The following is a 26,100-nucleotide window of genomic DNA, read 5'->3' on the forward strand; positions in this document are numbered from 1 at the left end:
TCCATCTCTTTTACTGCTTTAATGATAAATCGTATTCACTGACAGATAATTGATCTGCGTCAAGTTTTGGCATCTTTGGTCGATAATTAATTAATCTCATCGCATTGAAAATGACGACCAGGATGCTGGCTTCGTGGACAAACATTCCACTCGCCATGTAAATGAAGCCGAAAATCAAGCCAACCAGCAATGCGGCAACCGTTCCAATAGCGATCACGATATTTTCCTTAGTGTTCATGACGGTCTTCTTGGATAAACCGTATGCATGAATTAATTCGTTAAATCCAGACGACATCAGAACAACATCAGAAGTTTCAACCGCAACATCGGTCCCGCTGCCCATGGCAATGCCGATATCGGCGGTAACCAGTGACGGACTATCGTTGATCCCATCACCAACGAAGGCAACTTTATGACCTTCCTGCTGGAACTGTTTCACATATTGGACCTTTTGTTCCGGCAACAGCTCCGCATGAACTTCATCAATGCCAATCTGTTCGGCCACGGCATTCGCCGTCTGCAGATTGTCTCCTGTCAGCATGACCGTTTTCTGGATGCCCAATGATTTGAGCTGCGCCAGGCTTTCTTTAACCCCTTGACGGATCACGTCCGAGATACCAAAGATTGCCTGCACTTGGCCGTTGAACGCAACGATCACGGTGGAACTACCCTGATTTTGAATCTGTTCCAAGTCAGCTTGCTGCTGTTTAGTCAGTGAAATCTGTTCGTCATTCATCATTCTCAAGTTACCAATCAACACTGGTTGGCCATCCGCGGTCGCTTTGACGCCACGGCCCTTAATAGTGTCGGCGCTGTTCACTTGAATATGATCAAAGCCGATCTGATGATCGTTGGTAAAACTGACCACCGCCTGAGCTAATGGATGATCGGACTGTTTTTCAATCGCAGCGGCAATTTGGAGTCCCAATTGATCGTTTGAATAATCCTTGATTGCAGTCACAGCCGTTTTACCTTCAGTTAAGGTTCCTGTCTTATCGAACACAAGAGTATCAACGTTGGCAAAGGTATTCATCACTTCGCCGCCTTTAATCAGGACGCCATTCTTGGCACCATTACCAATTCCAGCAACGTTTGAAACCGGCGCACCAATCACCAATGCCCCTGGGCAACCCAGTACCAGAACGGTAATGGCTAATCGGAAATCTTTAGTAATCAGTCCAACAACCAGGGCAATGATCAGAACTGCCGGGGTGTAATAAGTGGCAAATTTATCAATAAACTTTTCTGCTGGGGACTTAGTGTCCTGGGCATCCTCAACCAATTCAACGATCTTGCCAAAGGTGGTATCGTCGCCGACTTTGGTAGCTCGAACTTTTACCGTACCGTTGTCCAGGATCGTGCCGGAGTATACTTGGTCACCGGCTTGTTTGGTAACCAATTTGGATTCTCCAGTAATGCTGGCTTCATTAATGTGACCGGATCCATCGACAATTTCCCCATCAACCGGGATCTGACCGCCAGCTTTAACCAGTACCATGTCGTCAACATCGACAAAGTCGACGTCGGTTTCTTCAGTCTCGCCGTCCTCTCCAATCACGAGGGCAGTGGTTGGTGCCATTTCAGTCAAATCTTTGATTGAGTGACGCGTTTTTGCCAAGGTCTTATCTTCCAAAAAGGTTCCGAACAAGAATAGGAAGGTCACAATCGCTGATTCGTTATATTCACCGATAATGAAAGCCCCAATCACAGCAATACTAACCAGCAGTTCAATACTAATGGTTTTAAATCTTAATGCTGAAATTGCCCTGAGGATAATCGGGGTGCCGGAAATGATCGAAGCGACGATGAAGGAAACCGTGTAGATCAAGTCGCTGTTAATCACTTTGCCAAGCAGGCCCACCCCAATTAAAATGGCGGTTGCCAGTGTAATTTGATTTGTATGTTGATTAATGTATCGTTGAAATTTCATAATTTCCCGCTCCATTTCTTAATTGATGACTTAAGTATATGGGGAATGGGCTGGAAAAGAATTGACTTGGATCAAGTTTGAATTTTTCTTTTGCATTCCGCTCTTATATCAACCATAATTGAAGTAATAAGAGTAAGGGAGGATTCCAAAATGAAAATTATCGTGATTGGTGCGACCGGCCGAGTTGGTTCGAACGTTGTGGCAAAGCTCGCCAAAAGTCCCAAAGATGAGGTGTATGCAGGTGCCCGTCATCCAGAAAAGGTGCCAGCAGCTGACAACGTGACGCCCTTTAAAATTGACTTAACTGCCGATATGGATGACATCAAAGAAACATTGCCTGAGGCTGACGCCATTCTCTTCGTTGCCGGTTCTGGTGGCAAAGATTTGCTGAGAATCGATCTCCATGGTGCGGTTAAGGTCATGCAGGCAGCTGAAGAAAAAGAGATCAACCGCTTTGTCATGCTGAGCTCAAAGGGTTCATTGTCACCCGGTGAATTCGATGACTCACCACTGGAGAATTACTTGATTGCCAAATATTATGCCGATGAATGGCTGATGCACAATACTGATTTGGAATACACCATCCTCCAACCAACCGCTTTAGTCGAAAAGACCGGCTCTGGCAAGGTCACTTTAGGTGCGTACAGTACCAACGAAAACAGCATCGATAATGTTGCCGATGTCCTAATTGGCCTGGTTGAGAATCATGCAGGCATTAAAGAAGTGATTGAAATGAGCACTGGAAACGAGCCAATTCCAGATGCAATTAATGAACTTGATTAAGTGTTGAAAATATTTTGCAAAACAAAACGAGAACTGGGCAAAAAGAAAATTTTGTCCAGCACTCGTTTTGATTTCATATTCACTATATTAGAGTTTAAATGTCAACTGCCTGGTAAATGCATCAAATTCATATGCACCACGAATCAATGAACCATCTTGAACCGGGTGAAGATTTGTAGATACCTGAACTCTAAGATGTTTGGGTGTAACACCGGGTTCCGCAAAATTGATGATCACTTTTCCTTCGTCAAGATCATAAAGAGCGTTCTTGATTGGCGCAGTCTCAGACTTGATTTCAAGATCGCCGTTCTCACCGTGGATAAACAGTCTTCTGTGAAAGGCGTCTGTTGGAGTCACGACAATTGTACTGCCATCCACTTCAACTTCCCCACCGAATGACAACCACCCAGCTTGAGGATCAAAATGGACAAATTGCCCAGCTTCATGCATATACCCATAGAATGATTGGCCATAATCACCTGTATAAGGCTCAAAGTCCATCACATCAGGATTAGCCAAGTATCCCATTGATCCAAAACCGTCTGGGTTGATCGTTGTCAAAGCACTGGTCGAAGCAGCATAGCCCACTTTCAGCAGGTATAAATCATCTGAATGATGCTCTTTATAGCTCATCAGAAGTGGAATGGCATTTAAAGGCGAACCGTAGTGACCAAACAAGCGTCCCATTTCTTCACGTTTACCATATACCGCCGAATCAAAATATCGACGGGCAGCGCCGTTATAACCCCAGTTTGGAATTGATGGTGTATATGCTTTGACGGCATCGACAGTCTGCTTAGCTTTCCCCATGTCGCCAAAATAATCACACCACACATAGATTTCTTCTTGTCCTGTCGAATCCCAAGGCATTTCGCTACCATACGGGTACTTCAGGCTTGCCCAAATGGTATAACGCAAACGCATATATTCTTCGTAACTTTCGGCTTTTTCGTTCCAGCCTTCATACTCCAAATCTTTCAAAATCCACAGATGGGCACTTCCAACCATGAGGCCAAATTGTTCCAAATACATAAACTTATCTTTGGTCGCAAACTTGTGCATTGCCATCACAGTCTGGTAAGCGTGTTCCAAATACCACTGCCAGTCATGATTGGTGACCAACCCATCGTAATTTCTGGCTAAACGGTACATAATCCAATAGATTGTTGCTTGGTGAGGATAATTATATGCTCGCCAAGTTTCCTCAGATCGGGACTTGTCCCATGATGCCCAACTGTAAGGAGAATTTTCATCAGTGTAGTAAAGGCTTGCGCGGATAGAATAGTCTTCTTTATTCTGCAATTTGCCCCATAGAACATCATCAACGTACTCTTCCAGCAAATGAACCTGGTGCTTGTCTGGCATCAACAAATTCTTAGCTGCCATCAATAAGTTGGGCCCGGCGCCGACTTCATCGGATACGCCAGAAATAAACGTTCGCCGTTCACTCAAAACCTTCTGCTTGGCATCCCGGTCATAAGTCATAAATGCGTGCTTCCGTCCATACTTGTCATCATCTTCAAGCCACTGGTTTTTTACGTGAAAATCAGCTAATTTTTTAACCGCTGTGTTGGCAGCGTCCAACACAAAATAGTTAATCGTCTGGCGTGTGCCGTCTTGATATTGAATTAAGACATCTGCATAACCATAGTAATCGCCAGTACCAGCGAGCTTATATGAACCATCGCCGGCTTTATAGAGATCCAAAGCGTTGGCTGGTGAAACTTTAATCGAAGAAACTGGACTTTTTGAGTCAACCGTTAGATGGGCGGTTTCAGTTCCGTGAATTGTATAACCCGGAACACTGTCAACCACTGGCATGCCTAAGCGATGAAGTTCTTGTGGAACATCGGCCTGACTGTCAATGACTGTAAATCGAAGTGAGAACTCCTGACTGTCTCCTGGCTTTAAAATTAAGGACGTTGGCTTATTCCAATGTTTTTGATCGAACCAGTCGCTTTCAGCATATGCAAAAGAAAAAATTGTCCATTCATAAAAGCCTTCAAACGTGACTCTTCGAGGCGTCTTGTCATCATTCAATGGACGATAAGCTTCGAAATGGGCATTCTTTCCTGGCGTAACCAATAATGTCGGCTCATCCCCGCTTAAACGAGTGACTTGCACATAACCGGCATCATTTCCAATATATGGATCCGAAAAAACACAGTTTTGATGACTTTCATCCAAAGTGTTATCAGTCAGAATCTGATTAAAAACCAATGGAACACCTAACCCGCCTACTTCGTATTCTTCCTTAGTAGGATTCGTTAGTTTGATTGTAAATATCGTTTCAGTCCCATCTGTAGCAGTTTGCCACTCACGCGATACATCAAGCGGGCAATCCGTCAGATCCTCATCAAAAGCAGTCCGATAGGTATCCCAGGGATTAAAAATGGTTCTTAACGAAATGTTGATATCCCCAAGTTGGTAATAGCCTTTGCCATCACGCTTTTCTTTAGATTTACTCGTGCCAAAATCAAAATTGCCGTCACCATTTGTAACCGCAAGTTTAGTAAGAATCGCGTCATTATTAGTTGACTTTTCAAGTTCAAATCGTCTTTTCATTACTTTCTCCTTCATTCCAGGTTCAAAATATAAGTCAAATTTCACTACCAAGTTTCATCTCTAAAATTAAATCGTTGTTCATTAATGAAACATAGCATCATCCACCATGACATTTCTCATCGCAATTGTTCGTAGTTGATTATGTGTTCATGATAACGGTTACAAGACGTCAAGGAAACAGATAAAGCAATACATCTGGTAAACAAAACAGACATCTCTTAATACGCATAAGGAAACAATCGAGTCTTTTAGCTCATCAAAATATACAACGAGAAATGTTTCGTAACCTAACGTTTCCTAAGCCGAACTATGTCATCTTTAATTACATAGACCAATTCGCAAATTAAAGTTTTTTCAGATAAACCAGCTTCAAAATAAGTGGCTATATGTGTGGATTGTCACCGTTTCCATTTAGATAAGCTAGTCTCTAATTTTCTAACCAATTTCAAAAAATGCTGGACGTTTCAAAAAGATGATGTTAGAATTTATGACATTAAAAGAGAAGGAAGCGATGTTATGAATGCTGCAAATACTTCGTTCATGATTTTGTCCAGTATTTTGGTATTATTCATGACTCCCGGATTGGCATTTTTCTATGGGGGCCTGGTTTCAAAGCGAAACGTTGTTAACACGATGCTGTCAGTCTTTATTATGACTGGTGTGGCGATTGTTCTTTGGATCGTAATTGGTTATTCACTATCATTCTCAGGTGATATTAGTGGCGTTGTCGGCACCGTGAAGAATTTCTTCATGAATGGCATTGATCTCAGTTCACTGACGGCAACCAAGATTCCAACTGGGATTTTCGCAGTTTTTGAAATGATGTTTGCTATTATTACCCCTGCATTATTCGTTGGGGCTGTGGTTGGCCGAATTAAGTTCAACTTCTTATTGGTGTTCTTGATTCTCTGGTCAATCATCATTTACTATCCAATGGTTCATTTGGTTTGGAGCCCACATGGAATTCTTTATGGAATGGGTGTTCTTGACTTCGCCGGTGGAACGGTTGTTCATATTAACGCTGGTGTTACTGCATTTGTCTTGTCAGCCTTCTTGGGTAAACGAGTTAAATTTGGTGACATCCCCCACACCCACTACAATTTGCCTTGGGTACTGCTTGGCGCAACCATCTTGTGGATCGGCTGGTATGGCTTCAATGCTGGTTCAGCTTTGGGCGTTGATAACATCGCCGCTCAAGCAACCATCACGACCACCATGTCAACTGGTACTGCAATGGTTACTTGGATGATTCTCGACATGATCATCAACGGTAAACCAACCCTGGTCGGTGTTTGTACCGGTACCCTTTGTGGGTTGGTTGGAATCACACCTGCCTGTGGGTTTGTAACCATCGCCGGTTCGTTTTGGATCGGAATGTTCTCAACCTTCGCCAGTTACTTCTTCGTTAACTATTTGAAAGACCGGATTGGTGTTGATGATGCCTTGGATGCCTTTGGCTGTCACGGTGTCAGTGGGATCGTTGGTAGTATTGCAACTGGATTGTTTGCGACAAAAGCTGTTAACCCAATTGTTGCTCATAACGGCGCCTTCTATGGTGGCGGTTGGCATCAAATTACCGTTCAGATCATTGCCACACTCGCTACGATCATCTTCGTTACGATCGCTGCATCAATCATTATCAAATTACTGAGTTTGGTTATGCCAATGCGGGTTGATCGTAAAGAAGAAAAGCTCGGGCTGGACAAAGGTGAACACGGTGAGGAAGTTGACTACACCGTTGACATGAGCGACAACCTCGATGCTTACAGATCAGATTTGAACTTGTATTCGAAAGAATTTAGAGGACAACTTGGCGGACTGGACACCAATAAAGATCCTCATTTGCACTGAAATAAACATTCATAACGCACAATAAAATTTGAGCCCCGAATTCGATTGATGGAATTCGGGGCTCTTTTCATATTAAAATATTCAAATTTACTTCTTCAAAACATCCAGCATGGCGCCATTAAAGTCATCCAAATCATCAGGTGTTCGACTCGTAACCAGGTTACGGTCAACGACAACCGACTGATCCTTAACCCGAGCGCCTGCATAGTACAGGTCTGGGCGAACCGTCAGATAAGCAGTCATTGTCCGACCTGCTGTCAGTCCGGTTTGAATGAAGAGTTGTGGGCCGTGGCAAATCGCAAAAGTGGGTTTGTCATCAATCAAGAAGGTTTTAACAAAGTCGACAAACCGATCGTCTGCTCTCAATTGATCAGGTGAGAAGCCACCAGGAATCAGTAAACCATCAAAGTCATCGGGCTTAACATCACCAATTCCCTTATCAGCCTTCAATTCAGTCCCGTGCTTACCAACAATTTGATTGCCGGCAGCATTTTCAATCGTAACAACCTCATGACCTGCATTCTTAAGTGCCTCAACAGGTGAAGTGTATTCAATATCTTCTACGTCATTAGTGACGATTACTGCTACTTTACTCATCAAATTCATCCTTTCTTGTTCCAACATACTATCTACTTTATACTAGGTATCAAAATGATACAATAACGCACTTTGAGGTGCGTCAAAATTTGGAGGGATATGATGACCGATATTGTCAGAAAAGATGTTAAAGATCGTTTGAAAAATGGTGACTACAACTGCTCCAAGGAACTAACGTTATCGATGTTCAGTGGCAAATGGAAACTGGTTATCTTATTTTACCTGGGAACTGACGGTGCCTACCGGTTCAATGAACTGATGCGGTTGCTGCCCAAAGTCACTCACAAAGTGTTGACCAACCAGCTTCGAGAAATGGAAGAAGATGAGTTGATCACCCGCCATGTTGAATCAGGTCCACGGACAAAAGTGACATACGAAATCACGGCTCTCGGTCAATCTCTAATGCCGATTGCCAATCAAATGTATGAATGGGGAGAAAAACGCATTCAGGAACTCCAAGTCACGCCACAATTTAGTGTTAATGAAGAAGTTAGTCGGGAGGCCGCCAAATGACATACTCAAGAACCGAAGCAATCGAACTAGTGAATATGTGTATGATTTATAACGAACAGACCAAGGAGGTTCTGATCGAAGATAAAACCGACGTGGCATGGAAATTTGGTCACACCTTTCCTGGGGGTCACGTTGAAAAAGGTGAAAGCTTATATGATGGCATGGTTCGCGAAGTTTTGGAAGAAACTGGGCTAACCGTAAAGAACCTGGAGTCATGTGGAACTGTCGAATGGTTCAATGACAAACCAGCCTATCGTCGTGTGGGTTTTCTATACAGAACCAATGATTTTTCTGGCGAACTCAAGCAATCTGAAGAAGGTAAAAACTACTGGCTGCCACTCAAAGATTTGAATGAGCAAAACACCGCTGAAAGTTTTATGAAATTCCTCAAAATCTTCACTGATCCCCACACGGTTGATGCGACCTCGCCGGTTATGAATGGATCACTAACCATAATCCCCAAAAACGACCTCGGGGACAAATCGTAATATAATAAAGTTGTCATCCGAATCATTACCACGAGGAGGTGCAACATGAAAAATTATTTAATTATTTATAATGGCAATGCAGGTAAAAGTGATAATGAAACAATTGCCCAGCACGCCAAGGCTTTGTTGGAAAACAACGGTAAGACCGTCACACTCTCTAAGACCAAATCCCGTGACGATGCGGTCGAGCAGGCACAAAAGTCAACCGAGAAATATAATTGCCTCATCACAATTGGGGGTGATGGCTCTATCAATACCGCTTGCGAAGGCTTTCTAAAAGCGGGAAAATCAATTCCACTGGGCATTATTCCTGGCGGTACCATCAACAATTTTGCTCGAGCACTGAACATCCCACTCAATACTGATCAAGCCATTAATAACCTGCTGGATGGGACGCCGGCAGCCGTTGACCTGGGAGCTGTTGGTGAAACACCGATGGTCAGTAGTCTGACGCTTGGCCGTTTGGCGGACATCGCTCGAAACGTCAAGGATGATGAGAAGAAAAAGTTTGGTAAAATCGTTTATTTGATCAAGGGATTCAAGGAATTATTTACCAACCGTTCCTATAAGTTAAAAGTGACCGCCAACGACCGTTCAGAAGTCTTGCGGGCACAAATTCTCCTGATTACGACGACTAACTCCGTTGGCGGCTTCATTGCCTTTAACCCCGAGGCATCGTATGATGACGACACCCTCCACGTGTTTCTGTTAAAGAGCTTTACCCCAATGAAGTTGCTCACCTACTTGAGATATTTCATCACCGGCAATCTGAAAAATGCCAAAGGAGTACGTTACTTTAAAACTAAAACCGTTAAAATCGAAAACTTATCAAAACGTGATATTCAAGCAAGAATTGATGGGGATCCGGCAATGTCACTTCCAATTACGGTGGCAATTAAGAAAAACTTTTTGAATGTCATGGTACCCAAATCATCATAGTACGAAAAAATCGTCAACCACGAAATGTGATTGACGATTTTTAAAATCTATTTATCTTGTAATTATTCTTCTGGATCAACTGCAACCAATCCACCAGCAAGGTTACCCATGTTAGGCTTGTCGGTCTTAACGATCAACTGTTCGTTAACAAAGGCCATCTGACCGATGTGACTCATTTCACGGCCGTAACCTGAAAGTTTAACACCACCGAATGGTAACTCAGGTAATGTTGACATAAAGTTGTTAACAAATACCATGCCAGTTTCGATTTGTGATGCAACTTCGGCACCGTGATCAGCATCGCCGGCAAAGACGATTCCGCCAAGTCCATAAGGGTTGTCGTTAGCAAGATCAATTGCTTCTTGCTCACTGTGAACCTTGTAAACAGCAGCGATTGGGCCAAACATTTCTTCGCTGTATGCTGGGTTATCTTTAGAAATATCAGTCAAAATTGTTGGCATGAAGAATTGACCTGGTAAGTCGATGTGTTCATTACCATAAACAACTTTGGCACCAGCGGCGATCGCGTCGTCCAATTGCTTTTGAAGTTTGTTCTTTGATTTCTCAGTATTCATTGGAGCTAAAGTAGTCTTAGGGTCCATTGGATCGCCAGGCTTCAAAGCAGCAAACTTCTTCTTCAAATTATCAACGAATTCATCGTAAACATTGTCCATGACGATGAATCGCTTGGATGAAGTACATACTTGGCCGTCATTGTAAATCCGTGCACGCCATGCAATATCGTTGACGTCATCCATATTAGCATCACCCAATACGATGAATGGATCCATACCGCCAAGTTCCATTGTGTTCTTCTTGAGTGCTTTACCAGCAGCTCCGGCAACGGCTGTACCGCCACGTTCAGAACCAGTTAAAGCGACACCTTGAACACGAGGATCATCAATTGCTTCAGTAACCTGATCGTATGAAAGGAAGAGGTTGGTCAATGCGCCTTTTGGTGCGCCAGCTTCAGCAACCACGTCAGCAAACATTTTAGCTGAAGTTGGTGTATTGGCAGCGTGCTTTAAGATCATTGGGTTTCCTACCATGAAGTTAGGTGCAAATACACGCATAATTTGATAGTAAGGGAAGTTCCATGGTTCAACCATCATGACAACACCAGTTGCGTGATGTTGAATTTCAGCATCACCGGTTGCGATGGTATCGATCTTTTCGGGCTTCAATAAATCTTCACCATGATCTGCGAACCAATCGGCGATGATGGCAACAAGCTCAACTTCACCTTTTGATTCGCCAATCAATTTACCCATGTCGACCGTGCAGGCCTCAGCTAATTCATCTGAGTGCTCACGCAACTTTGCGGCAACATTGTGAAGGATCTTAGCTCTCTCAGAAATATCTTGTTTCTTCATTGATTCATATAAATCGTGACCAGTTGCCAATGCAGACTGCAACTCATCCTCGGTAGCAAATGGATACTCCTTTACAACTTCATTGTTGTAAGGATTAACTGTACGATATGCCATTATATAACCTCCTAAAATTTGGATAAATCTGCAACGTCATAAATCAAACAGACATTTCAACATCCAAATATAGAATATCATGTCATGAAAACAGTTACAACCAAATGCATTGTGATTTTCAAAATGGTTAATCAGGTCAATAGTGTATATGTGTGTCTTATGAAAACTACTTATATTTCACAAGAGCATAATTAAGCTTCAGCCGGATCCCTCTTAGTATCTTTGATCATAAATACCAAGAAGATGGCAATAATTTCCAAGATAAGAAAAGTAAGGAAGACAGCGTTAAAGTTACGATTACCTAGAACAACTGTCGCAATCACAATCGCCGTTGACCCCATAATTTGTCGAATCGTGGCAATAATTGAGGACCCATGAGGGATCAAATCATTGGTTAACGAGTTCGCACCCAACGTCGTCGCCGGCATCATTGCAAATGCATTTCCGGACTCAATAATGATTGAGCAAATAACGGCAATCCAGATACTTTTAAGGCCGGACAATACTAACAATGCAGCCCATCCTACGATGAATAAGCCAAAGCCAATCATGATGACCGGCTTAAAACCAATTCGGTCAGCTAAACGACCGCTACGCCGGTTGAGCCATGACAGAATTGCCGCAGCCGGAACCAGTGATAATCCTGACCACAGAGGAGTTAACCCCAGCACTTGTTGATAATACAAAGGCATAATAATTGTGACTGTAATCAATGACATGTATGACAGTGAAGTCAGTGCAACCCCTAGGTCAAAGTTAGTAATTGAAAGAATGTCCAGTCGTAGCAATGGTTGTGGCATTTTCAACTGACGACGAACAAACAGAGTCAAAAGAATGAGCGACACAATCAGAATTCCCCAGTTGAAGTAACTGGTAGCCGTCATATGCGAGATCTCATTGATAAAGTACAGCAAGCCAATGATCCCAAGCGACATGAAAACAGAAATAAAGTCGAATCGGGTCGACTCAATCTTCAGTGGACTAATAACAGTCTTGAGTGCAAGCAAAAAGACCACAGTCAACGTAATCAGGAAAAACGCAAAAATTGCTTCCCAAGGAAAGAACTGCAACAGGACACCAGAGATAATTGGTCCAACCGCTAGAGCAGATCCCATAACTAATCCGACAGTCCCCATGACAGACCCACGGTGATCAGCTGGAGTGATCTCAAGAATGATTGACTGATAAGATGGGAATAAAACACCCACACTGAATCCTTCCATCAGGCGTCCAAGCATCATTATCAGAAAATTAGGTGCCCAAATAATAATCAGTGTTCCGACAACGAAGTTCACCAATAGTGACAAATATAATGGCTTAAACTTAAAATTCTTCATCAACCAGGGTGACAATGGCATAACCACCGACATGATCAACATGAACCCTGTAGTTAGCCAAGCAATGGTACTCGCTGGTAAATTAAAATACTTCATAAATGTCGGATAAGCCGTCGACAATGACGACTGACTAATCGACATAGTAAATGTTCCAAGCAGTAAAGTGGCAACAAACCATTTCCGGCTTTTCTCTGTTAATTCCAAGATGAGTTCCCCCCTATATATACATTTACGAAAACAGGATCGGAAATAAGATTTCCGATCCTGTTTTTGATTACGAACACTTAATTCTTGTACAACAGTAGTTTGTTGATAATTTTAACGCACAGTCATAACTGAGATCGGAGCATACTTAGACATATATGCAGCTTGTGAGCCAAAGTATTTCCGAACGCCAGTTTTAGAAAGCGAACCGATAATTAACAAATCAGCATTGGTAGCAGGGATAACCTGTTTAACGATGGTCTCACCAGGATCTCCCTCATCAATAATCGTATCAACTTCCTTAACACCTGCACGCAAAGCTAATTGGCGATATTCCTCAATATGCTTTGCAAGTGCAGAACGTTCACCATGAACAAAATCCTTATTCAATGCTTGAAACACGTTAACCTTATCGTCTTCCAAAATTGAAGTAATGAATAAATGAGCATCTGATTGGCGAGCTTGTGAAATCGCATAACGGAATGCTAATTGTGCATCAGGTGAATCATCAACACCAACTAAAATTCTATGAAATCTTGTATGTGGAGTATTATCATTTTGCATCTAATCTGACCCTCCTTCTGACTATATCTTACTCTTTATCCTTTTTACTTTCATCATAATGCTCAGCAGTTGTTTCGAAACGTTGAGGCATCTTGTTTCTGCTTGAGAACATGTCATACATGGTCCAGAGAAGCAAAGCAACAATTGCAACGATAATTACATAAGCAATGGTATGAGCAAGTGAAACTTGGCCTGCAGAAGGATTATCACCAAAGAAACTTGTAATGTTGTCAGGAAGTCCCTTCATGTTAAGGAATGTCAAAGCCAATACTGAGATCCAGCCAAGTACCTTAACCCAAAGTGTGTTCTTGAAACGATCTCCCATTTCTTTAGCATTATCGGTCATCATCAGCAATGGAAGCATTGAGAATGGTAAAGCGAATGCCAGGAAGACCTGAGAGTTATTCATTAACGTGTTCAACGCCTCATGTTGCCTAATTGGTGATTCACCACTTGTCATAGCAACACAAATCAGAACAGGGATAACAGAAATCAAACGAGTAACCAAACGACGAAGCCATAATGGCATCTTCATGTGGATGAAACCTTCCATAATAACTTGACCAGTTAAAGTACCAGTAATAGTTGAATTTTGACCTGATGCCAGTAAAGCAACAGCAAACAAAATTGAAAGAATTCCTGATTTGGCAACTGCAATTAAGATACCGTTACTCAACATTGAAGTGTTTGACAAAGCGTCAAACAATCCGAAGAATGATGGATCCTTAACAGCACCAGTCTTGAACACAGCAACACCCATAACTAACAGAAGTGAGTTGATAACCCATGCGAATGACAACTGGATGTTTGAATCCCAAGTTGAAAAACGAACAGTACGTGCAACATCTTCTTGATCATTGTGGTCAACTTTACGAGTTTGAGAAATTGCTGAATGCAGGTACAAGTTATGGGGCATAACAGTAGCACCAATGATACCTAAGGCACCGGTTAATGGTGTATCACCGTTAACGTGGTGTGCACTGGAGAAAGTTTCACCAGTAGGAATCAAGCCCTTGAACATTGCACCAAAGTTTGGTTCTGACAAAGCGACTTCATAAATGAAGACGAACAGAATTACCAGGATCAAGCAGACAACGATGGCTTCAATTTTTCTAAAACCAACTTTAGTCAATAATAGCAGAAGTAAGACATCAAATACGGTAATAAATACGGCATACACTAGTGGAATATGGAACAGAAGATAAAGGGCAATCGCGGCACCAATAACTTCCGCAATATCGGTCGCCATAATAGCTAACTCGGTTAAGATCCATAACACAATTCCAAGTGTTTTACTGGTTCTGGCACGAATTGCTTGTGCTAAATCCATCTGAGACACAATACCCAGTTTAGCCGCCATATATTGCAATAACATGGCAATTAAACTCGATAGTAAGATAACAGACATTAATAGGTATTCAAAATTTTGACCACCAGTAATTGAAGTTGACCAGTTACCTGGATCCATGTATCCAACGGCAACTAATGCACCAGGTCCTGAATACATAAATAGTGTTTTCCAGAATCCGCGTCCCTTTGGAACTTCAATTGTTCCATTAATTTCTTCCAACGAAGGACCATTTGCATAATGAATCAAATGCTGCTTCTTTGGTTGTTTTTCCTTTGGCATCAAAGTACCTCCTTATGTTTTGTACAAAGCTTATTCTAGCATAGTTTTTACCGTTGTAAATCTATATTTTTGGCAAACCTAACTTTGATTTTATAAGTGATAGATAAGGAGTTTTGGCATAGCAAGGAAGAAAACGGTTACCGTTATTTCTCATTTTTTTCACGAATTATATTGAGTTGAGCCATAAATGTCGCAATGGTCTCCAAGTCAGTTTTGGAATAGTCATCAGCAAATTTAGCCAGTTGAGCTTCTTCTCGTTCATGATAATCAGAATGAATTTGGTTGATTATCTGACCGGTTGTCGTTAGTTTTACAAAGGTATCTTTTTTATTATTAGATTGATGAAATTTTTCCACAAGTCCTTTGGCTGCAAGCTTATTAACAATTTTGGAAACTGCCCCTTGCGTCAATGCGACTTGGTCGACAATCGCAGAGATTTTCACACCATTATCTCTGGCTGCAGCCCGCATGATGTGAAGATCACTGATTGTTAAACTGGTGACGACATCGGCATCAAGTTGATCGTTATGTTTGATTGCGTCCAAGATAGAAGCATCGACATCATGACTTCTGAAAGCTTCTAATTGTTCTTTGATGAGTTCAATTGAATTTTTCTTTTTCATTTTAAATTCCTCGGAATACATATTGGCACTTTAGTGCATCTGTTTATACTAATTGTATTCCTCGGAATACATTTTGAAAAGTAAAATAACACTAACTTGAAAAGAGGTATTTATATGAACTATGTACTTGTATTCGATCATCCTTACATGCTGACAGCCCGTCATAGTAGTGAACCCCACAACCAAAGTTACAGTGTTGCGGTTGCTCAACAATTGAATATTTACCGGCGCAAGGCCACACTGTTGACGTAATCGATTTGAATCGGGATGGGTTTGATCCGGTCATGCATGCAGAAGACGAATCCGCGAATAAACATCAAGCTGACTTGGACCAGATTCAGAAATATCTGTGATCTTTATCCGATAGACATATAATGATTGTTGGGGGGGTGACGTGATGAGATCATTGCTTAAAGAAATCAATTTAACACTAATTTCAACCGTGTTTATGAGCAGCTGGCTAGCCATTATGCCCTCGGCTGCTACTCCCCCACTTGGAACCCACATCAAACTGAGCGCTATCCCTAATACCTGCGACCTCGGTGGTATTCGGGCAAAAAATGGGCAAAGGATTCGTTCGGGTCGACTCATTCGATCGGCAGCCCTCACCAAACTCAGTCATCATGATAAATGGGTCTTGAATAAACAGCACCATGTCAAAGTTGTTTTGGATTTTCGTTCCATTGGCGAAATCCATCAAGCTCCTGATAAAAAGCTGACTGGCAGTCACTATCACCGGTTAAGTGTGATGTCTGATCCAAATTTTGGGGTCCACACCACCTCGCAATATGCCGCCCAGTTAGCGGCGAAACAGCCGAATAACATGGAATTATTTTATCAAAAGATGGTTCTTCAATCCCACAGTGTCAAAGCTTACAGGGCAATGTTCAACTATTTGCTCAAGCAAAAATCTGGTGCCGTCCTATATCACTGCACCTATGGTAAAGACCGCACTGGGATTGCGACCATGTTAATCCTGTCGAGTCTGGGAATTCCAAAAGCCACAATCATGAAGAACTATCTCGCTTCGAATAAATATTTGAAAGCAACGACCACAAAAGAATACAAACAAATGAAGCATTATACCCACAATCGCAAAGTATTGGTGAATCTCAAGCGATCCAAAACCGCCCATGCGGCATATCTTAATGCCGCCTATGCCGCCGTTTATCATCGCTCAGGGTCGATGAAACATTATCTCAGCCATGAAATGAGGCTGTCGAAACACGATGTTCAGTTGCTTCGGCAAATGTATCTGACAAAATAAAATCAGCCTCAAAGGCAAAAACGTCTTTGAAGCTGATTCTTATTTAAAATATATTATTTAAATCCCTGAACCGTAAAATACCAATGTACCTTATCTCCCGGTTTAATCAACTTATCCCCGGCAGATTTATCAACATATTTGCCATTCACCGAATACATCCAACCGCTGCCGACTTTAATGTCATTTTCCTTTAAGCCATTAATGGCACTGACATAAATAGCCGGGCTGCTGGTGTAGGTAATCTTTAGATTTGTCTGTTGCAACAGCGTAAACGCAGTGGTCTTCTTCGTAATGTGCAAATTACCAGAATAGAACAACTTTTTATATCCAGAAACTTTTAAGTAGGCCTTACCAGTATATTTGGGTGAGGCTTTTTGCTTTGCCTGAGCTTTCTTCGAACTGTGCCTGGGCGTGACGCTTGATGTCTGCTTGGCACTTGAAACCGGGTGGGTGCCCGCCGACTTTTTGTGAGAACTGCTGGTTGCTGAAGGGCTTGCAGTATTGAGACTTTTGGCCCTTTTGTTAGCGGTCGGCTGGTGTGATTGTGACTTCTTAGTCGTCGACTTTTTAGTCTTCGGCTTCTGACTTGATGCCGTTGAGCTTGTTGTGACTTTAGGCTGGCTCCCCGAATCCATTTTGGCAACTTTCTCAGTTCGGGCATGTTGCTGTGCACGATTGGCGACAACCTCTCGGACGCCGAACGCCAATCCCAACACCAAAATAACCCCAATGACAATTCCAATTGCTTTTTTCATAAACTCATCCTTTAATCTTAGTTAATTGAATAAACTGAGCGGTGTTTCAAGGCTTGGCGATATGCGGCATTTGCCAAATGAACCTGCCCGACACCCAAAGTTTGGGTTGTGGCACCTTTGATTGAACCGGTTGAACGTACATACCCTAACATGGCACGCATTGGAGAAGTGGTCTGACCAGACTTAAAGTAACCATTGACCAATTTAACCGTATTCTGCTTGGTTGAAAATGCAATGATTGCTTCGGCCGTTGAGTTAGCATTCGGGAACGTTTTGCCTTTGTACGCATAACCAAAGGCCCCACTTGGATAAACGGCATCTTTCAGGTAGGCCTGACCCTTAGCGATTGCCGAAGTCACGGTGGCACTCGTCGACTTACTACGAGCAAGTGCCGTCACTGCCATCGCAGTCGTATCGCTATCGGCGTTGGCAACCTGGTTATCATAAGCCCAACCGTTGTTGCTTAATTGGTTTTTAACGATGGCACTGCTTAAACTGGTTTTTGAGAATTTCGCGTTGCCCGGTCGCTTGTATGAGCCGGTTGATAAAGCAATTAATGCCTGACTTTGGACATTCACTGTTTGCTTAATCATTGAACGATGGTACAAAGCGCTCACCAGGTTCAAAGTCGTTTTGGCACCTGTCTGATGTAACTTCTGGGGATTCAAACCAACTGCCCTGGTAGCAATGACTGCCGTAGCGAGATCGGCCGGCGTGCTCTTACGATTCAATACAAGGCTGTTGGCGACCTTTGTCCGCTGTGCCTTGGTAAACTTATAGCCCAATCCCTTCAGTCCCAACAAGAAGTCTGAGTAGCCATAAACTGCCCCGCTGGTTGGATAAGTCTTCTTACTAAATATGTAACTTGTTTTACCGGAGAAGCCGGTCCGGTTCTTCGCCAACATCTTTTTGGCATAACTATAACTAGCCTTAGTCTTTGATTTTTGATAAGCAGTCGAAGCAGTTTTAACACTTGCAGCATGGACTGTTGTCAGTGGCGCAGCTGCTCCAGCTAATAATAGGCCGGTCACTGATAAAGTAATGACTTTCTTCATTGATTTCATAATTTAATCCATCCTTTGATTTTATTTTGTTGGCAAGAAATTGTATTTTCGATCCAATCGCATAAATAATTTTCCCCATGAACGATAAAGCAATCCGATTAAAACCACATTGGAAATGGCGTGGCTCAGATCGAACAAAAAACTGCTGACAAACGCGAGGATAAAGCTTTTGGGTGTGATCGGCGATACATAAGCCAAGGCGTACCACAGGTCCATGATCCAACCGAAGAAGAAGCCCCAAAGGCCAGCAAAAATAATCATAAACACTAAACTTTTTCGCAGCTTGGTCATCCCAATAAAGCCAGCGCTCAACCCCATCAGCCCCCAAGCAAACATTTGCCACGGTGTCCATGGGCCTTGGCCCAGAAACATGTTGGAAACTAATGCAGTCGTTGCACCGGTCACAAATCCCAACTCCGGTCCAAGGGAAATGCCGCCAAGAATAATCACAAAGCTGGCTGCCTGAACCCCAGGGATTGAGGCAAATGGCACTCGGCCAATCACTGCTAAGGCAACTAAAATGGCAACAAACATCATCGTCTGAGTCGTCAGCGGCTGCGTTTCAAATCGCCAGTATGCCGGCAGAATGCTGCACAGCAAGATCATGAAGCTAAAAAGCAAATAGTGTTTATTGCGCAGGAGCATCATGAGCATCAAGAATACCGCAATCAAAATAAAGACGAGCATTAAGCGACTCAAATATACCGCCTTTGATTTATTGAACATCTGGACTCGTCCCTTCTGAAACTAATTTAACATCCCTTGGCAGAATCGCCTGTGGTACTTGATTGCGCAACAACCGGTTCACTGGTGTCGTGAAAAAAAAGTTGTCAGCGAAAAAGGCTCTGGTTGGTAGAACGGTGTTCAAGTGGCCGTCAAACATAAATGCACAGTGTTTGGAATTGGTCGCACAAAATGCCATATCATGACTGGCAACTAAAATGGTCGTCCCATTGGCGTTAATTTCGTGAAGAAGCCGTCCCAAGAAATGCTTGGTATAAGGATCCAATCCTTTCGTCGGCTCGTCTAAAATGAGTAGATCGGGTTCTGCCAGTAATGCTAACGCGACACCAAGCAACTGCTGCTGACCGCCACTCAGATCAAATGGGCTCTGGTTGATCACCGAGGTGAGATTCAGGCGGTCAATCATCATTTTAACCTGTTTATCAGGAAAATCTAGCTGAAGTGCTTGTGCCTGGCGGGTGAGTTCTTCCCCAACGGTTGAGGCCCCAAATTGCAAAGTTGGTGTTTGGGATAAGAAGGAAATCCGTTGATTTCGTTTAAGAGTGGCCATTTTCCAAACCACCTGTCCATCATACTTAGCCTTACCATGCTGAGGCACTCGCAGTCCAGCAAGAATACTGAGTAATGTTGATTTTCCAGAACCATTTTTACCGACAATTGAAAGCCAATCACCCGCTTTGAGATCCAGGTCCAAGTGATCAATCACATTTTGTTGATGGTCGAAAGAAAAAGTCAGATCGGTTGCTGTCAAAATCGAAGCCGTCAAATCAGTCTGTTCATTTTGCTCAAAGTCACCATTAAACCTCAACTTCCAATCTCGAATAGCAGCCTGCCCTTCAGCAACTGAAATCGGTAAGTTGTCAAGGTGAGAATCTGTCCCTAAAAAGATCTGTGAAACTTGTGGAACAAAATATTTTAACTTTGAATCATCAACCATCTTGGTCAACCCGAAACGTGGTTGGCCATCATAAGCAATCTGGTGATTTTGAAGTAAAATGAGTCGGTTCGCCAGTGCCAAAACACTGCCAAGGTTGTGCTCAGTCAAGACAATCGTAATGCCTAATTCATCATGAATTCGAGCCAGCACTTCAAAAAAATGTTGGGTTGATAACGGATCCAATTGTGCAGTCGGCTCATCCAACAAAATCACTTCTGGCCTCAAAATTAAGACGGATGCCAGATTAACAAGTTGCAGCTGACCGCCGGACAAGGCTTCGATAGGTTGATGCAACAGCTGATCCAAGCCGAGATAATTAGCCAGTTCAGCGATGCGCCGTTCAATTTCAGCGCTGGGTTCACCCACATTTTCCAGAGAAAAAGCTAGTTCATCAATAACAGTCGGCATAATCGGCTGAGTGGCGGGATTTTGACCAACATACCCCACCGTTTTGGCACTTTCCAGTTTCGATAAATCACTGATTGGTTGCTGATGAATCAATACTTTCCCCTGGCGCTGACCATTAGGTGCCAATTCCTTCTTAAAATGATTAACCAAAGTCGTCTTGCCACTCCCAGTTGCCCCGGCGATCACGACAAAGTCGCCGCGGTTAATCACCAAATCAACGCCATCAATGACTGGCGTTGTTTGATCGGGATATGCAAATGTCAGATGATCGACTTTAATTAATTCGTGCATAAACGATAAACTCCTTCAGCAAGCAACGGCAAGATCAACAGTAATGAAAGTAGTCCTACCACTAAAATGTCACCGCCCTGCCAAAATGCAGTGAATTGTCTAACCGACCCCGACCAGCCAATCTGATTGACTCTGGCAGCTACAATTCCTGTAAAAATAGCCCCTGCCCAAAGTAAATAGAGCCAGTCGGTTCCCTGCCAACGATATGTATGATAATGAGTTCGCTTGGCAGCCCCAAAGCCGCGGGCATCCATTAACCTGGCTGTTTCCATCCCTGAAGCCAGTGAATCTTCCAGCAAAATCTGCAGAAGCCGGCCACCATTTTTCACCCGAACAGAAACTGAGCCTACCGCCAGATCAACGTTCCGGGTCTTCTGCAGCATGGACAACTGGTGAAAATTCCTCACAAACGCTTTGACTAAGTTGGTAGAGATGACGACCAATAAACCCAGTTTGGGGGCGACCGGTGAAAATACATAAACCAGTTTATTTGCCGGTAAAATGGCATTCAATAAATTAAATATCATCAGCATCTCCACTAACATCAACCCCATGACAATCCCATAGGTCAAGGCTGGTAAGGTTAATTTAAACGTTAGTGAACCAAGTGGCAATTGCCAAAGAATTGGGCCAAAACGCTGATTCAACAGACAATTAAATAACACAATTGTGATAAACAAAATCAAATTCATTTTGAATTGCCGCCAAACGGTCGACTTGCCAAGATACATCAGGGAAGTCATTGTCAGCCCGACAAGCCCTGCAATGGCGACTGCGACATGATTAAAAAGGAGCAGTGCAATGATGACTTCCAAAAAATAAACTGCCGCAGCAGCTGGATGAAGCTGATAAAAAAACGTCATCCTGATTGGAAATTTATTCATCGTTACACCACCCCTTTCAACTCGAAATTGCCCTGAGTGATTATTATATCATCAGCAACCGTTTGAAATTTGGTGAATTCATAAAATCGTTAAATTGCCTTAATCTTCAACAATGACCCCCAGCATTGCGACAATCTGGCCGGCTTGCCAAGGGTTAATCTTTAGGCCTTTGATCAATTCCGGATTAACAATCAAATCGTCAAAAGTCGCTTTTGACAAGTCAATTCCCTTCATGTGAGTATCCAAAAAGTCAATCTGGTTGATTTCACAATTATTAAAGGCCAACTCTTTTTTAACAGTGACCGCTTGGAAGCTGCTTTCGACCAAATTGCAGTCGACAAAAAAGCTGTCTTCCATCTTCGTTTCGCTGAAGTTGGCGTAATGCAGATTGGAATCATGAAACTGACATTTTTTAACCAACGTTTCCATTGAAAGGTCTGCGCCCATCAGCTGTACATTGGTGAACTTGCAGTTGGACAGATAGCTTTTATGAAATGTGGCGTTCAAAAAGTCACATCCCTTGAATTCGACATAGCCCCAGTCACTACGGTCAAAATTGCTCTGTTCAAATTTGCAGTGATCAAACACGACATCGTTAATCCGAATCAATTCGTTTGAAACGGTAAACGTACAATTGAGATATTCATTGTCCGGTTCGACATCATCCAAAGACAATGTTTGTTTTGTAATGGTTGCCACTCTAATCCTCCTGAAGCTGGCCGTGATTTGCCATTCGGCTGACAACCAAATAAATCACTGCCGCAATCAGCATTGAAATAAAAGTTGCCCCAACTGAATTGGCCAAAACGGCCACCGTTTTAATATATCCGTATGCCAGGACAGCGATCAACCATGAAGCAAACGCAATCCAGTTAATGCCACCAGTATACCAATATTTCCCGGTTCGTGAGGCAAAATGGTCAACATGATATTTCCGTTTGGCAACAATGTAGAAGTCGGTCAAGAAAATAGCGATTTCAGGTCCTAAGAACATCCCAATTCCATCCAGGAATGCGGTGAAAACGTTCAAGAATGTGGAATAAAAGATCGGAATAAAGGTCACAAATACGGCCACAATTGTGACGAGCACAATACTGAAAGTGAGTGACAATCGCTTGGTCATATTCGTCAATGCCGATCCGGCTGACATCAAATTAACGGCGTTGGCAGTGGTACTGGTAATGATGATGACCAGCATTGCCAAGACCCCCAAACCTAGCTTGCTGGCAATCGTTGATGGATCTGAATTGTTAGCGTCAAAATGATTCAGGGTAATGGCTGTGGCAATTGTTGAAATAATTCCAATCATCGCAAACCAAATTAAACCAAGATTAGCCCCGAAGAATGGTGCCCAAGTCGAACTGGAACGCTTTTTAGAAAAACGAGTAAAGTCGCTGGCAGCCGTTACCCAAGCCAAGTTGAAGGCAGCCAAAACGTCAACGGCTTGTCCGGGCGTCATCTTCAGCGCAGCAGGTGCATGCCAGGAAACAATTTCTGATAATGACACGTTTTGAAAGACAACAATCGATTCCCAGATGACTAAGATGAAAACAAGAATAATCCCGATCCGCTCGATGATTCGGACTGATTTTTCACCCATTGAAATACTAAGCAGATGCAAAATACTCATGACGATAATTCCGGAAATCAATCCCTTGAGACCACCAGATTTGCCATAGACCGGCCAGCCTAAGACGTCATGGAGAATATAACTAATCGAAGTGGCTGCAATAAAAGTGTTCACGGCTGCCCAACCAATAAACTGAACAATGTTAATGACTGATGGCAGGAAGCTTCCCTTGAGTCCAAATGAAGCTCGAGTCAACGCCATTGCCGGCAACCCAGTCTTGTATCCCATATAACCAGACAATGCCAGCAAAAAATATGTAATGACACCCACGATAATTAATGTTGTCGAAGCAGTTGCGAACCCACAGGCAGCGATCACGCCGCCAACATACCAAGTACCGTTATTCGCGTTGGCACCCACCCAAGTCGCAAACATGTCCCAATATGATTGGTGCCGATGTTCCTTGGAGATTGATTCAACGCGACCGAAACTTTTGTCTTCCATGATAGATCTCCTTGTTATCCTTTAAATATTAAAAAGATGCACTTCGTCTCAGACAGAGTCGAAGTGCATCTTTATCCAGACTATTGCTGGTAAAAACAACATTCATTAATGGCTTCCTTGACAGACTCGCTGGACTATTTAAAGGACTAAATTTTAATGTCATTATACGTGAGGCACGAAAAAAATGCAATTTGTGAGTTGACACTCACTTTTGATGATGTATACTTGATTTGTAAATGAGTTAGCACTCACTCACAAAGAGGAGGAATCATTATGGATGCAGTCGTAACAGTGACTCACGTAGATAAGAGTTTCAATAAAAAGCGCATTTTACACGACGTTAATTTAACAGCATCGGCTCATGAAATTCTCGGCTTGATTGGCCCATCGGGTGCCGGCAAGACCACGATTATTAAAAACATCATGGGCATGGAGCAGCCGGACGATGGCAAAGTTACCATCTTCGGCAACCGAATGCCTAACCGCCAAGTTTTACAACGAATTGGCTTTATGGCTCAAGACGATGCGTTGTATGAGAGCTTGACCGGCCGCGAAAATCTCAAATTCTTTGCTCAATTGTTTGGCGTTAAGAAAGACCAACTCAATGAGCGAATCGAATATACCGCCGGTGTCGTTAACCTGAACCAGGATTTGGGCAAGCGAGTTAGCAATTATTCTGGAGGAATGAAACGCCGATTATCCTTGGCAATCAGTTTGATTCAAGATCCAGATCTGTTGGTATTGGATGAGCCCACTGTCGGGATTGACCCGGAGTTGCGTCGCCAGATTTGGGATGAACTCAGGAAATACGCCAAAGATGGCAAATCCATTATCATCACCACTCATGTAATGGAGGATGCCGCCGAGTGTGACGAGCTCTTAATGATTCGTGAGGGCCACATTATCACCCACGGTTCACCAGCCAGTTTGGAAAAAGAATACAACGTTGATAATTTGGAACAAGTCTTCTTGAAAGCGGGGAAATCAAATGAGAATTCTAACAATAACTAAGCGAATCTTTGTTGAAATGTTTCGTGATAAGCGAACACTCGCGTTGATGTTCGTCGCTCCCCTGTTCATCTTGTCACTGATGTATTTTCTGTTTCAGTCCAACACCAACACGGTTGCCGACATCGGCACCTATAACGTCTCAAGCTCATTGGTCAAAACAATTGATAACAAACACATCAAGATTCATAAGATGACTTCAGACGTGTCGGCAAAGAAAACGATTCGGGACAAAGATTACGCCGGCTTTATCAAAAAAACTGACGGCAAGCTCACCGTGACCTATCAAAATGCCGATCAAAGTAAAACAGCTATCATCAAAAAATCAGTTCAAATGGCCTTAATCAAAGTTCAAATGAAACAATTGGTTACCGCGACGAAGAAGTCCAAAACCGGCTTGATAAAGATGCAAGCTCAACTCCAGCAAATTAAGAAACAACTGCCGTCGACAATGAGCAGTCAGATTCCAGCGCCATCGGCACAAAAGAATATGCAAAAACCGACTAATCTGAAATTAACCCAACATTATCTCTATGGAAAGAGTGATTCGTCATTCTTCACAACTATGTTGCCTGTTTTCTTGGGATTCATGGTGTTCTTCTTTGTTTTCCTGATTTCTGGGATTTCACTTTTGAATGAACGGAATTCGCGGACCTTGGATCGTCTACTGGCAACACCAGTTAAACGAAGTGAAATCATTTACGGTTACCTGACTGGCTATGGGGCTGTTGCGATCATTCAAACTGCCGTTATCGTACTGTTCTGTATCTATGTATTGAGCATCTCCATTCTCGGCAGCATCTGGGTCGTACTCCTGATCTGTTTCGCCTTGGCGATGGTCGCGCTTTCGATGGGACTATTTGTTTCAACCTTTGCCGCATCGGAATTTCAAATGGTTCAGTTCATCCCGATCGTCGTTATTCCACAGATCTTCTTCTCAGGTTTGATCCCAGTTGCCAACATGGCCGGCTGGCTGCAGGTAATTGCCCACATTATGCCGCTGTACTACGGTGCCAGTGCATTAACTGACGTCATCCAAAAGCAAGCCAGTTTTTCCGCCGTCATCCCACAATTTTCTGCTATACTGGCATTCTTACTAGTATTCATCATTTTGAATATGATTGGAATGCGCAAATATCGGAAAGTGTAGGTGACAG

General features: G+C 42.9%; 24 protein-coding genes. 9 read left to right on the forward strand and 15 right to left on the reverse strand.

Features of this window, described 5'->3' with window-relative positions:
* Nucleotides 1-10: 10 nt before the first annotated feature.
* Nucleotides 11-1,930 (reverse strand): heavy metal translocating P-type ATPase, encoded by a 1,920-nt coding sequence (locus tag FD05_RS05175; protein WP_039932577.1) that lies wholly within the window; start codon nt 1,928-1,930, stop codon nt 11-13.
* A gap of 150 nt (nt 1,931-2,080) precedes the next feature.
* Here FD05_RS05175 and FD05_RS05180 point away from each other — a divergent pair, with 150 nt between their 5' ends.
* Nucleotides 2,081-2,713, forward strand: a complete 633-nt coding sequence (locus tag FD05_RS05180; protein WP_020280664.1) for an NAD(P)H-binding protein — start codon at nt 2,081-2,083, stop codon at nt 2,711-2,713.
* 87 nt (nt 2,714-2,800) lie between these two features.
* On the opposite strand, the gene FD05_RS05185 is transcribed toward FD05_RS05180, so the two are convergent.
* A complete protein-coding gene (locus FD05_RS05185; protein WP_020280663.1) occupies nt 2,801-5,278 on the reverse strand; it encodes a DUF5695 domain-containing protein in 2,478 nt (825 codons plus the stop codon).
* A 516-nt stretch (nt 5,279-5,794) separates the two neighbouring features.
* On the opposite strand from FD05_RS05185, the gene FD05_RS05190 reads away from it, so the two are divergent.
* On the forward strand, nt 5,795-7,129 hold the full coding sequence (locus FD05_RS05190; protein WP_020280662.1) for an ammonium transporter: 1,335 nt from the start codon (nt 5,795-5,797) through the stop codon (nt 7,127-7,129).
* A gap of 87 nt (nt 7,130-7,216) precedes the next feature.
* Here FD05_RS05190 and FD05_RS05195 read toward each other — a convergent pair whose 3' ends face one another.
* A complete protein-coding gene (locus FD05_RS05195) occupies nt 7,217-7,726 on the reverse strand; it encodes a type 1 glutamine amidotransferase domain-containing protein (protein WP_039932574.1) in 510 nt (169 codons plus the stop codon).
* Nucleotides 7,727-7,828: 102 nt separating this feature from the next.
* On the opposite strand from FD05_RS05195, the gene FD05_RS05200 reads away from it, so the two are divergent.
* The 3 genes from FD05_RS05200 to FD05_RS05210 are packed head-to-tail and all read left to right on the forward strand — an operon-like array spanning nt 7,829 to nt 9,666.
* Nucleotides 7,829-8,239, forward strand: coding sequence for a winged helix-turn-helix transcriptional regulator (locus FD05_RS05200; RefSeq protein WP_020280660.1), 411 nt, complete (start codon nt 7,829-7,831; stop codon nt 8,237-8,239).
* Entirely contained in the window at nt 8,236-8,727 is a 492-nt protein-coding gene (locus tag FD05_RS05205; RefSeq protein WP_039932572.1) for an 8-oxo-dGTP diphosphatase, read from the forward strand. The genes FD05_RS05200 and FD05_RS05205 overlap by 4 nt, the downstream gene beginning before the upstream one ends.
* 45 nt (nt 8,728-8,772) lie before the next feature.
* Complete coding sequence (locus FD05_RS05210) at nt 8,773-9,666, forward strand: diacylglycerol/lipid kinase family protein (protein WP_020280658.1); 894 nt, start codon at nt 8,773-8,775, stop codon at nt 9,664-9,666.
* Nucleotides 9,667-9,728: 62 nt separating this feature from the next.
* Here the strand turns inward: FD05_RS05210 and FD05_RS05215 are convergent, their stop codons facing one another.
* From FD05_RS05215 to FD05_RS05235, 5 genes are all read right to left on the reverse strand, one after another.
* The gene (locus FD05_RS05215) at nt 9,729-11,153 is read right to left on the reverse strand and encodes an NAD-dependent succinate-semialdehyde dehydrogenase (RefSeq protein WP_020280657.1); all 1,425 of its coding nucleotides are present in this window, start codon (nt 11,151-11,153) and stop codon (nt 9,729-9,731) included.
* Nucleotides 11,154-11,344: 191 nt separating this feature from the next.
* Complete coding sequence (locus tag FD05_RS05220) at nt 11,345-12,694, reverse strand: MFS transporter (RefSeq protein ID WP_039932568.1); 1,350 nt, start codon at nt 12,692-12,694, stop codon at nt 11,345-11,347.
* A gap of 114 nt (nt 12,695-12,808) precedes the next feature.
* Nucleotides 12,809-13,258, reverse strand: a complete 450-nt coding sequence (locus FD05_RS05225) for a universal stress protein (RefSeq protein WP_020280655.1) — start codon at nt 13,256-13,258, stop codon at nt 12,809-12,811.
* Nucleotides 13,259-13,286: 28 nt separating this feature from the next.
* A complete protein-coding gene (locus FD05_RS05230; RefSeq protein ID WP_020280654.1) occupies nt 13,287-14,888 on the reverse strand; it encodes an Nramp family divalent metal transporter in 1,602 nt (533 codons plus the stop codon).
* A gap of 143 nt (nt 14,889-15,031) precedes the next feature.
* Nucleotides 15,032-15,511, reverse strand: a complete 480-nt coding sequence (locus FD05_RS05235; protein ID WP_020280653.1) for a MarR family winged helix-turn-helix transcriptional regulator — start codon at nt 15,509-15,511, stop codon at nt 15,032-15,034.
* Between the two features lie 114 nt (nt 15,512-15,625).
* On the opposite strand from FD05_RS05235, the gene FD05_RS11665 reads away from it, so the two are divergent.
* Both FD05_RS11665 and FD05_RS05240 read left to right on the forward strand, forming a co-directional pair.
* On the forward strand, nt 15,626-15,763 hold the full coding sequence (locus FD05_RS11665; protein WP_156401568.1) for a hypothetical protein: 138 nt from the start codon (nt 15,626-15,628) through the stop codon (nt 15,761-15,763).
* Between the two features lie 145 nt (nt 15,764-15,908).
* Nucleotides 15,909-16,778: a tyrosine-protein phosphatase gene (locus FD05_RS05240; RefSeq protein WP_020280652.1), complete on the forward strand. Its 870-nt coding sequence runs from the start codon at nt 15,909-15,911 to the stop codon at nt 16,776-16,778.
* A gap of 53 nt (nt 16,779-16,831) precedes the next feature.
* Here FD05_RS05240 and FD05_RS05245 read toward each other — a convergent pair whose 3' ends face one another.
* The 7 genes from FD05_RS05245 to FD05_RS05275 all read right to left on the reverse strand — a co-directional run bounded on the left by FD05_RS05245 (nt 16,832) and on the right by FD05_RS05275 (nt 23,935).
* A complete protein-coding gene (locus FD05_RS05245; protein WP_020280651.1) occupies nt 16,832-17,533 on the reverse strand; it encodes a DUF4430 domain-containing protein in 702 nt (233 codons plus the stop codon).
* Between the two features lie 17 nt (nt 17,534-17,550).
* The gene (locus tag FD05_RS05250; RefSeq protein ID WP_020280650.1) at nt 17,551-18,597 is read right to left on the reverse strand and encodes a prenyltransferase/squalene oxidase repeat-containing protein; all 1,047 of its coding nucleotides are present in this window, start codon (nt 18,595-18,597) and stop codon (nt 17,551-17,553) included.
* A gap of 21 nt (nt 18,598-18,618) precedes the next feature.
* Entirely contained in the window at nt 18,619-19,284 is a 666-nt protein-coding gene (locus FD05_RS05255; RefSeq protein WP_020280649.1) for an ECF transporter S component, read from the reverse strand.
* Between the two features lie 28 nt (nt 19,285-19,312).
* The gene (locus FD05_RS05260) at nt 19,313-20,977 is read right to left on the reverse strand and encodes an ABC transporter ATP-binding protein (RefSeq protein WP_020280648.1); all 1,665 of its coding nucleotides are present in this window, start codon (nt 20,975-20,977) and stop codon (nt 19,313-19,315) included.
* On the reverse strand, nt 20,965-21,861 hold the full coding sequence (locus FD05_RS05265; protein WP_020280647.1) for an energy-coupling factor transporter transmembrane component T: 897 nt from the start codon (nt 21,859-21,861) through the stop codon (nt 20,965-20,967). The genes FD05_RS05260 and FD05_RS05265 overlap by 13 nt, the downstream gene beginning before the upstream one ends.
* Before the next feature lie 99 nt (nt 21,862-21,960).
* Nucleotides 21,961-22,560 (reverse strand): pentapeptide repeat-containing protein, encoded by a 600-nt coding sequence (locus tag FD05_RS05270; protein ID WP_039932563.1) that lies wholly within the window; start codon nt 22,558-22,560, stop codon nt 21,961-21,963.
* Between the two features lies 1 nt (nt 22,561).
* Nucleotides 22,562-23,935 (reverse strand): cytosine permease, encoded by a 1,374-nt coding sequence (locus FD05_RS05275; protein WP_020280644.1) that lies wholly within the window; start codon nt 23,933-23,935, stop codon nt 22,562-22,564.
* A gap of 273 nt (nt 23,936-24,208) precedes the next feature.
* Here FD05_RS05275 and FD05_RS05280 point away from each other — a divergent pair, with 273 nt between their 5' ends.
* Nucleotides 24,209-24,946, forward strand: coding sequence for an ABC transporter ATP-binding protein (locus tag FD05_RS05280; protein ID WP_020280643.1), 738 nt, complete (start codon nt 24,209-24,211; stop codon nt 24,944-24,946).
* Entirely contained in the window at nt 24,924-26,093 is a 1,170-nt protein-coding gene (locus FD05_RS05285; protein ID WP_039932562.1) for an ABC transporter permease, read from the forward strand. The genes FD05_RS05280 and FD05_RS05285 overlap by 23 nt, the downstream gene beginning before the upstream one ends.
* Nucleotides 26,094-26,100 lie beyond the last annotated feature (7 nt).

The sequence above is a fragment of the Lentilactobacillus otakiensis DSM 19908 = JCM 15040 genome (assembly GCF_001434145.1).
In the GTDB taxonomy this organism is placed as follows: domain Bacteria; phylum Bacillota; class Bacilli; order Lactobacillales; family Lactobacillaceae; genus Lentilactobacillus; species Lentilactobacillus otakiensis.

Coding starts and splice junctions, on each gene's coding strand:
- FD05_RS05175 (WP_039932577.1), bottom strand. CDS start 1,930: ATGAAATTTCAACGATACATTAATCAACATACAAATCAAATTACACTG.
- FD05_RS05180 (WP_020280664.1), top strand. CDS start 2,081: ATGAAAATTATCGTGATTGGTGCGACCGGCCGAGTTGGTTCGAACGTT.
- FD05_RS05185 (WP_020280663.1), bottom strand. CDS start 5,278: ATGAAAAGACGATTTGAACTTGAAAAGTCAACTAATAATGACGCGATT.
- FD05_RS05190 (WP_020280662.1), top strand. CDS start 5,795: ATGAATGCTGCAAATACTTCGTTCATGATTTTGTCCAGTATTTTGGTA.
- FD05_RS05195 (WP_039932574.1), bottom strand. CDS start 7,726: ATGAGTAAAGTAGCAGTAATCGTCACTAATGACGTAGAAGATATTGAA.
- FD05_RS05200 (WP_020280660.1), top strand. CDS start 7,829: ATGACCGATATTGTCAGAAAAGATGTTAAAGATCGTTTGAAAAATGGT.
- FD05_RS05205 (WP_039932572.1), top strand. CDS start 8,236: ATGACATACTCAAGAACCGAAGCAATCGAACTAGTGAATATGTGTATG.
- FD05_RS05210 (WP_020280658.1), top strand. CDS start 8,773: ATGAAAAATTATTTAATTATTTATAATGGCAATGCAGGTAAAAGTGAT.
- FD05_RS05215 (WP_020280657.1), bottom strand. CDS start 11,153: ATGGCATATCGTACAGTTAATCCTTACAACAATGAAGTTGTAAAGGAG.
- FD05_RS05225 (WP_020280655.1), bottom strand. CDS start 13,258: ATGCAAAATGATAATACTCCACATACAAGATTTCATAGAATTTTAGTT.
- FD05_RS05230 (WP_020280654.1), bottom strand. CDS start 14,888: ATGCCAAAGGAAAAACAACCAAAGAAGCAGCATTTGATTCATTATGCA.
- FD05_RS05235 (WP_020280653.1), bottom strand. CDS start 15,511: ATGAAAAAGAAAAATTCAATTGAACTCATCAAAGAACAATTAGAAGCT.
- FD05_RS11665 (WP_156401568.1), top strand. CDS start 15,626: ATGAACTATGTACTTGTATTCGATCATCCTTACATGCTGACAGCCCGT.
- FD05_RS05240 (WP_020280652.1), top strand. CDS start 15,909: ATGAGATCATTGCTTAAAGAAATCAATTTAACACTAATTTCAACCGTG.
- FD05_RS05245 (WP_020280651.1), bottom strand. CDS start 17,533: ATGAAAAAAGCAATTGGAATTGTCATTGGGGTTATTTTGGTGTTGGGA.
- FD05_RS05250 (WP_020280650.1), bottom strand. CDS start 18,597: ATGAAATCAATGAAGAAAGTCATTACTTTATCAGTGACCGGCCTATTA.
- FD05_RS05255 (WP_020280649.1), bottom strand. CDS start 19,284: ATGCTCGTCTTTATTTTGATTGCGGTATTCTTGATGCTCATGATGCTC.
- FD05_RS05260 (WP_020280648.1), bottom strand. CDS start 20,977: ATGCACGAATTAATTAAAGTCGATCATCTGACATTTGCATATCCCGAT.
- FD05_RS05265 (WP_020280647.1), bottom strand. CDS start 21,861: ATGAATAAATTTCCAATCAGGATGACGTTTTTTTATCAGCTTCATCCA.
- FD05_RS05275 (WP_020280644.1), bottom strand. CDS start 23,935: ATGGAAGACAAAAGTTTCGGTCGCGTTGAATCAATCTCCAAGGAACAT.
- FD05_RS05280 (WP_020280643.1), top strand. CDS start 24,209: ATGGATGCAGTCGTAACAGTGACTCACGTAGATAAGAGTTTCAATAAA.
- FD05_RS05285 (WP_039932562.1), top strand. CDS start 24,924: ATGAGAATTCTAACAATAACTAAGCGAATCTTTGTTGAAATGTTTCGT.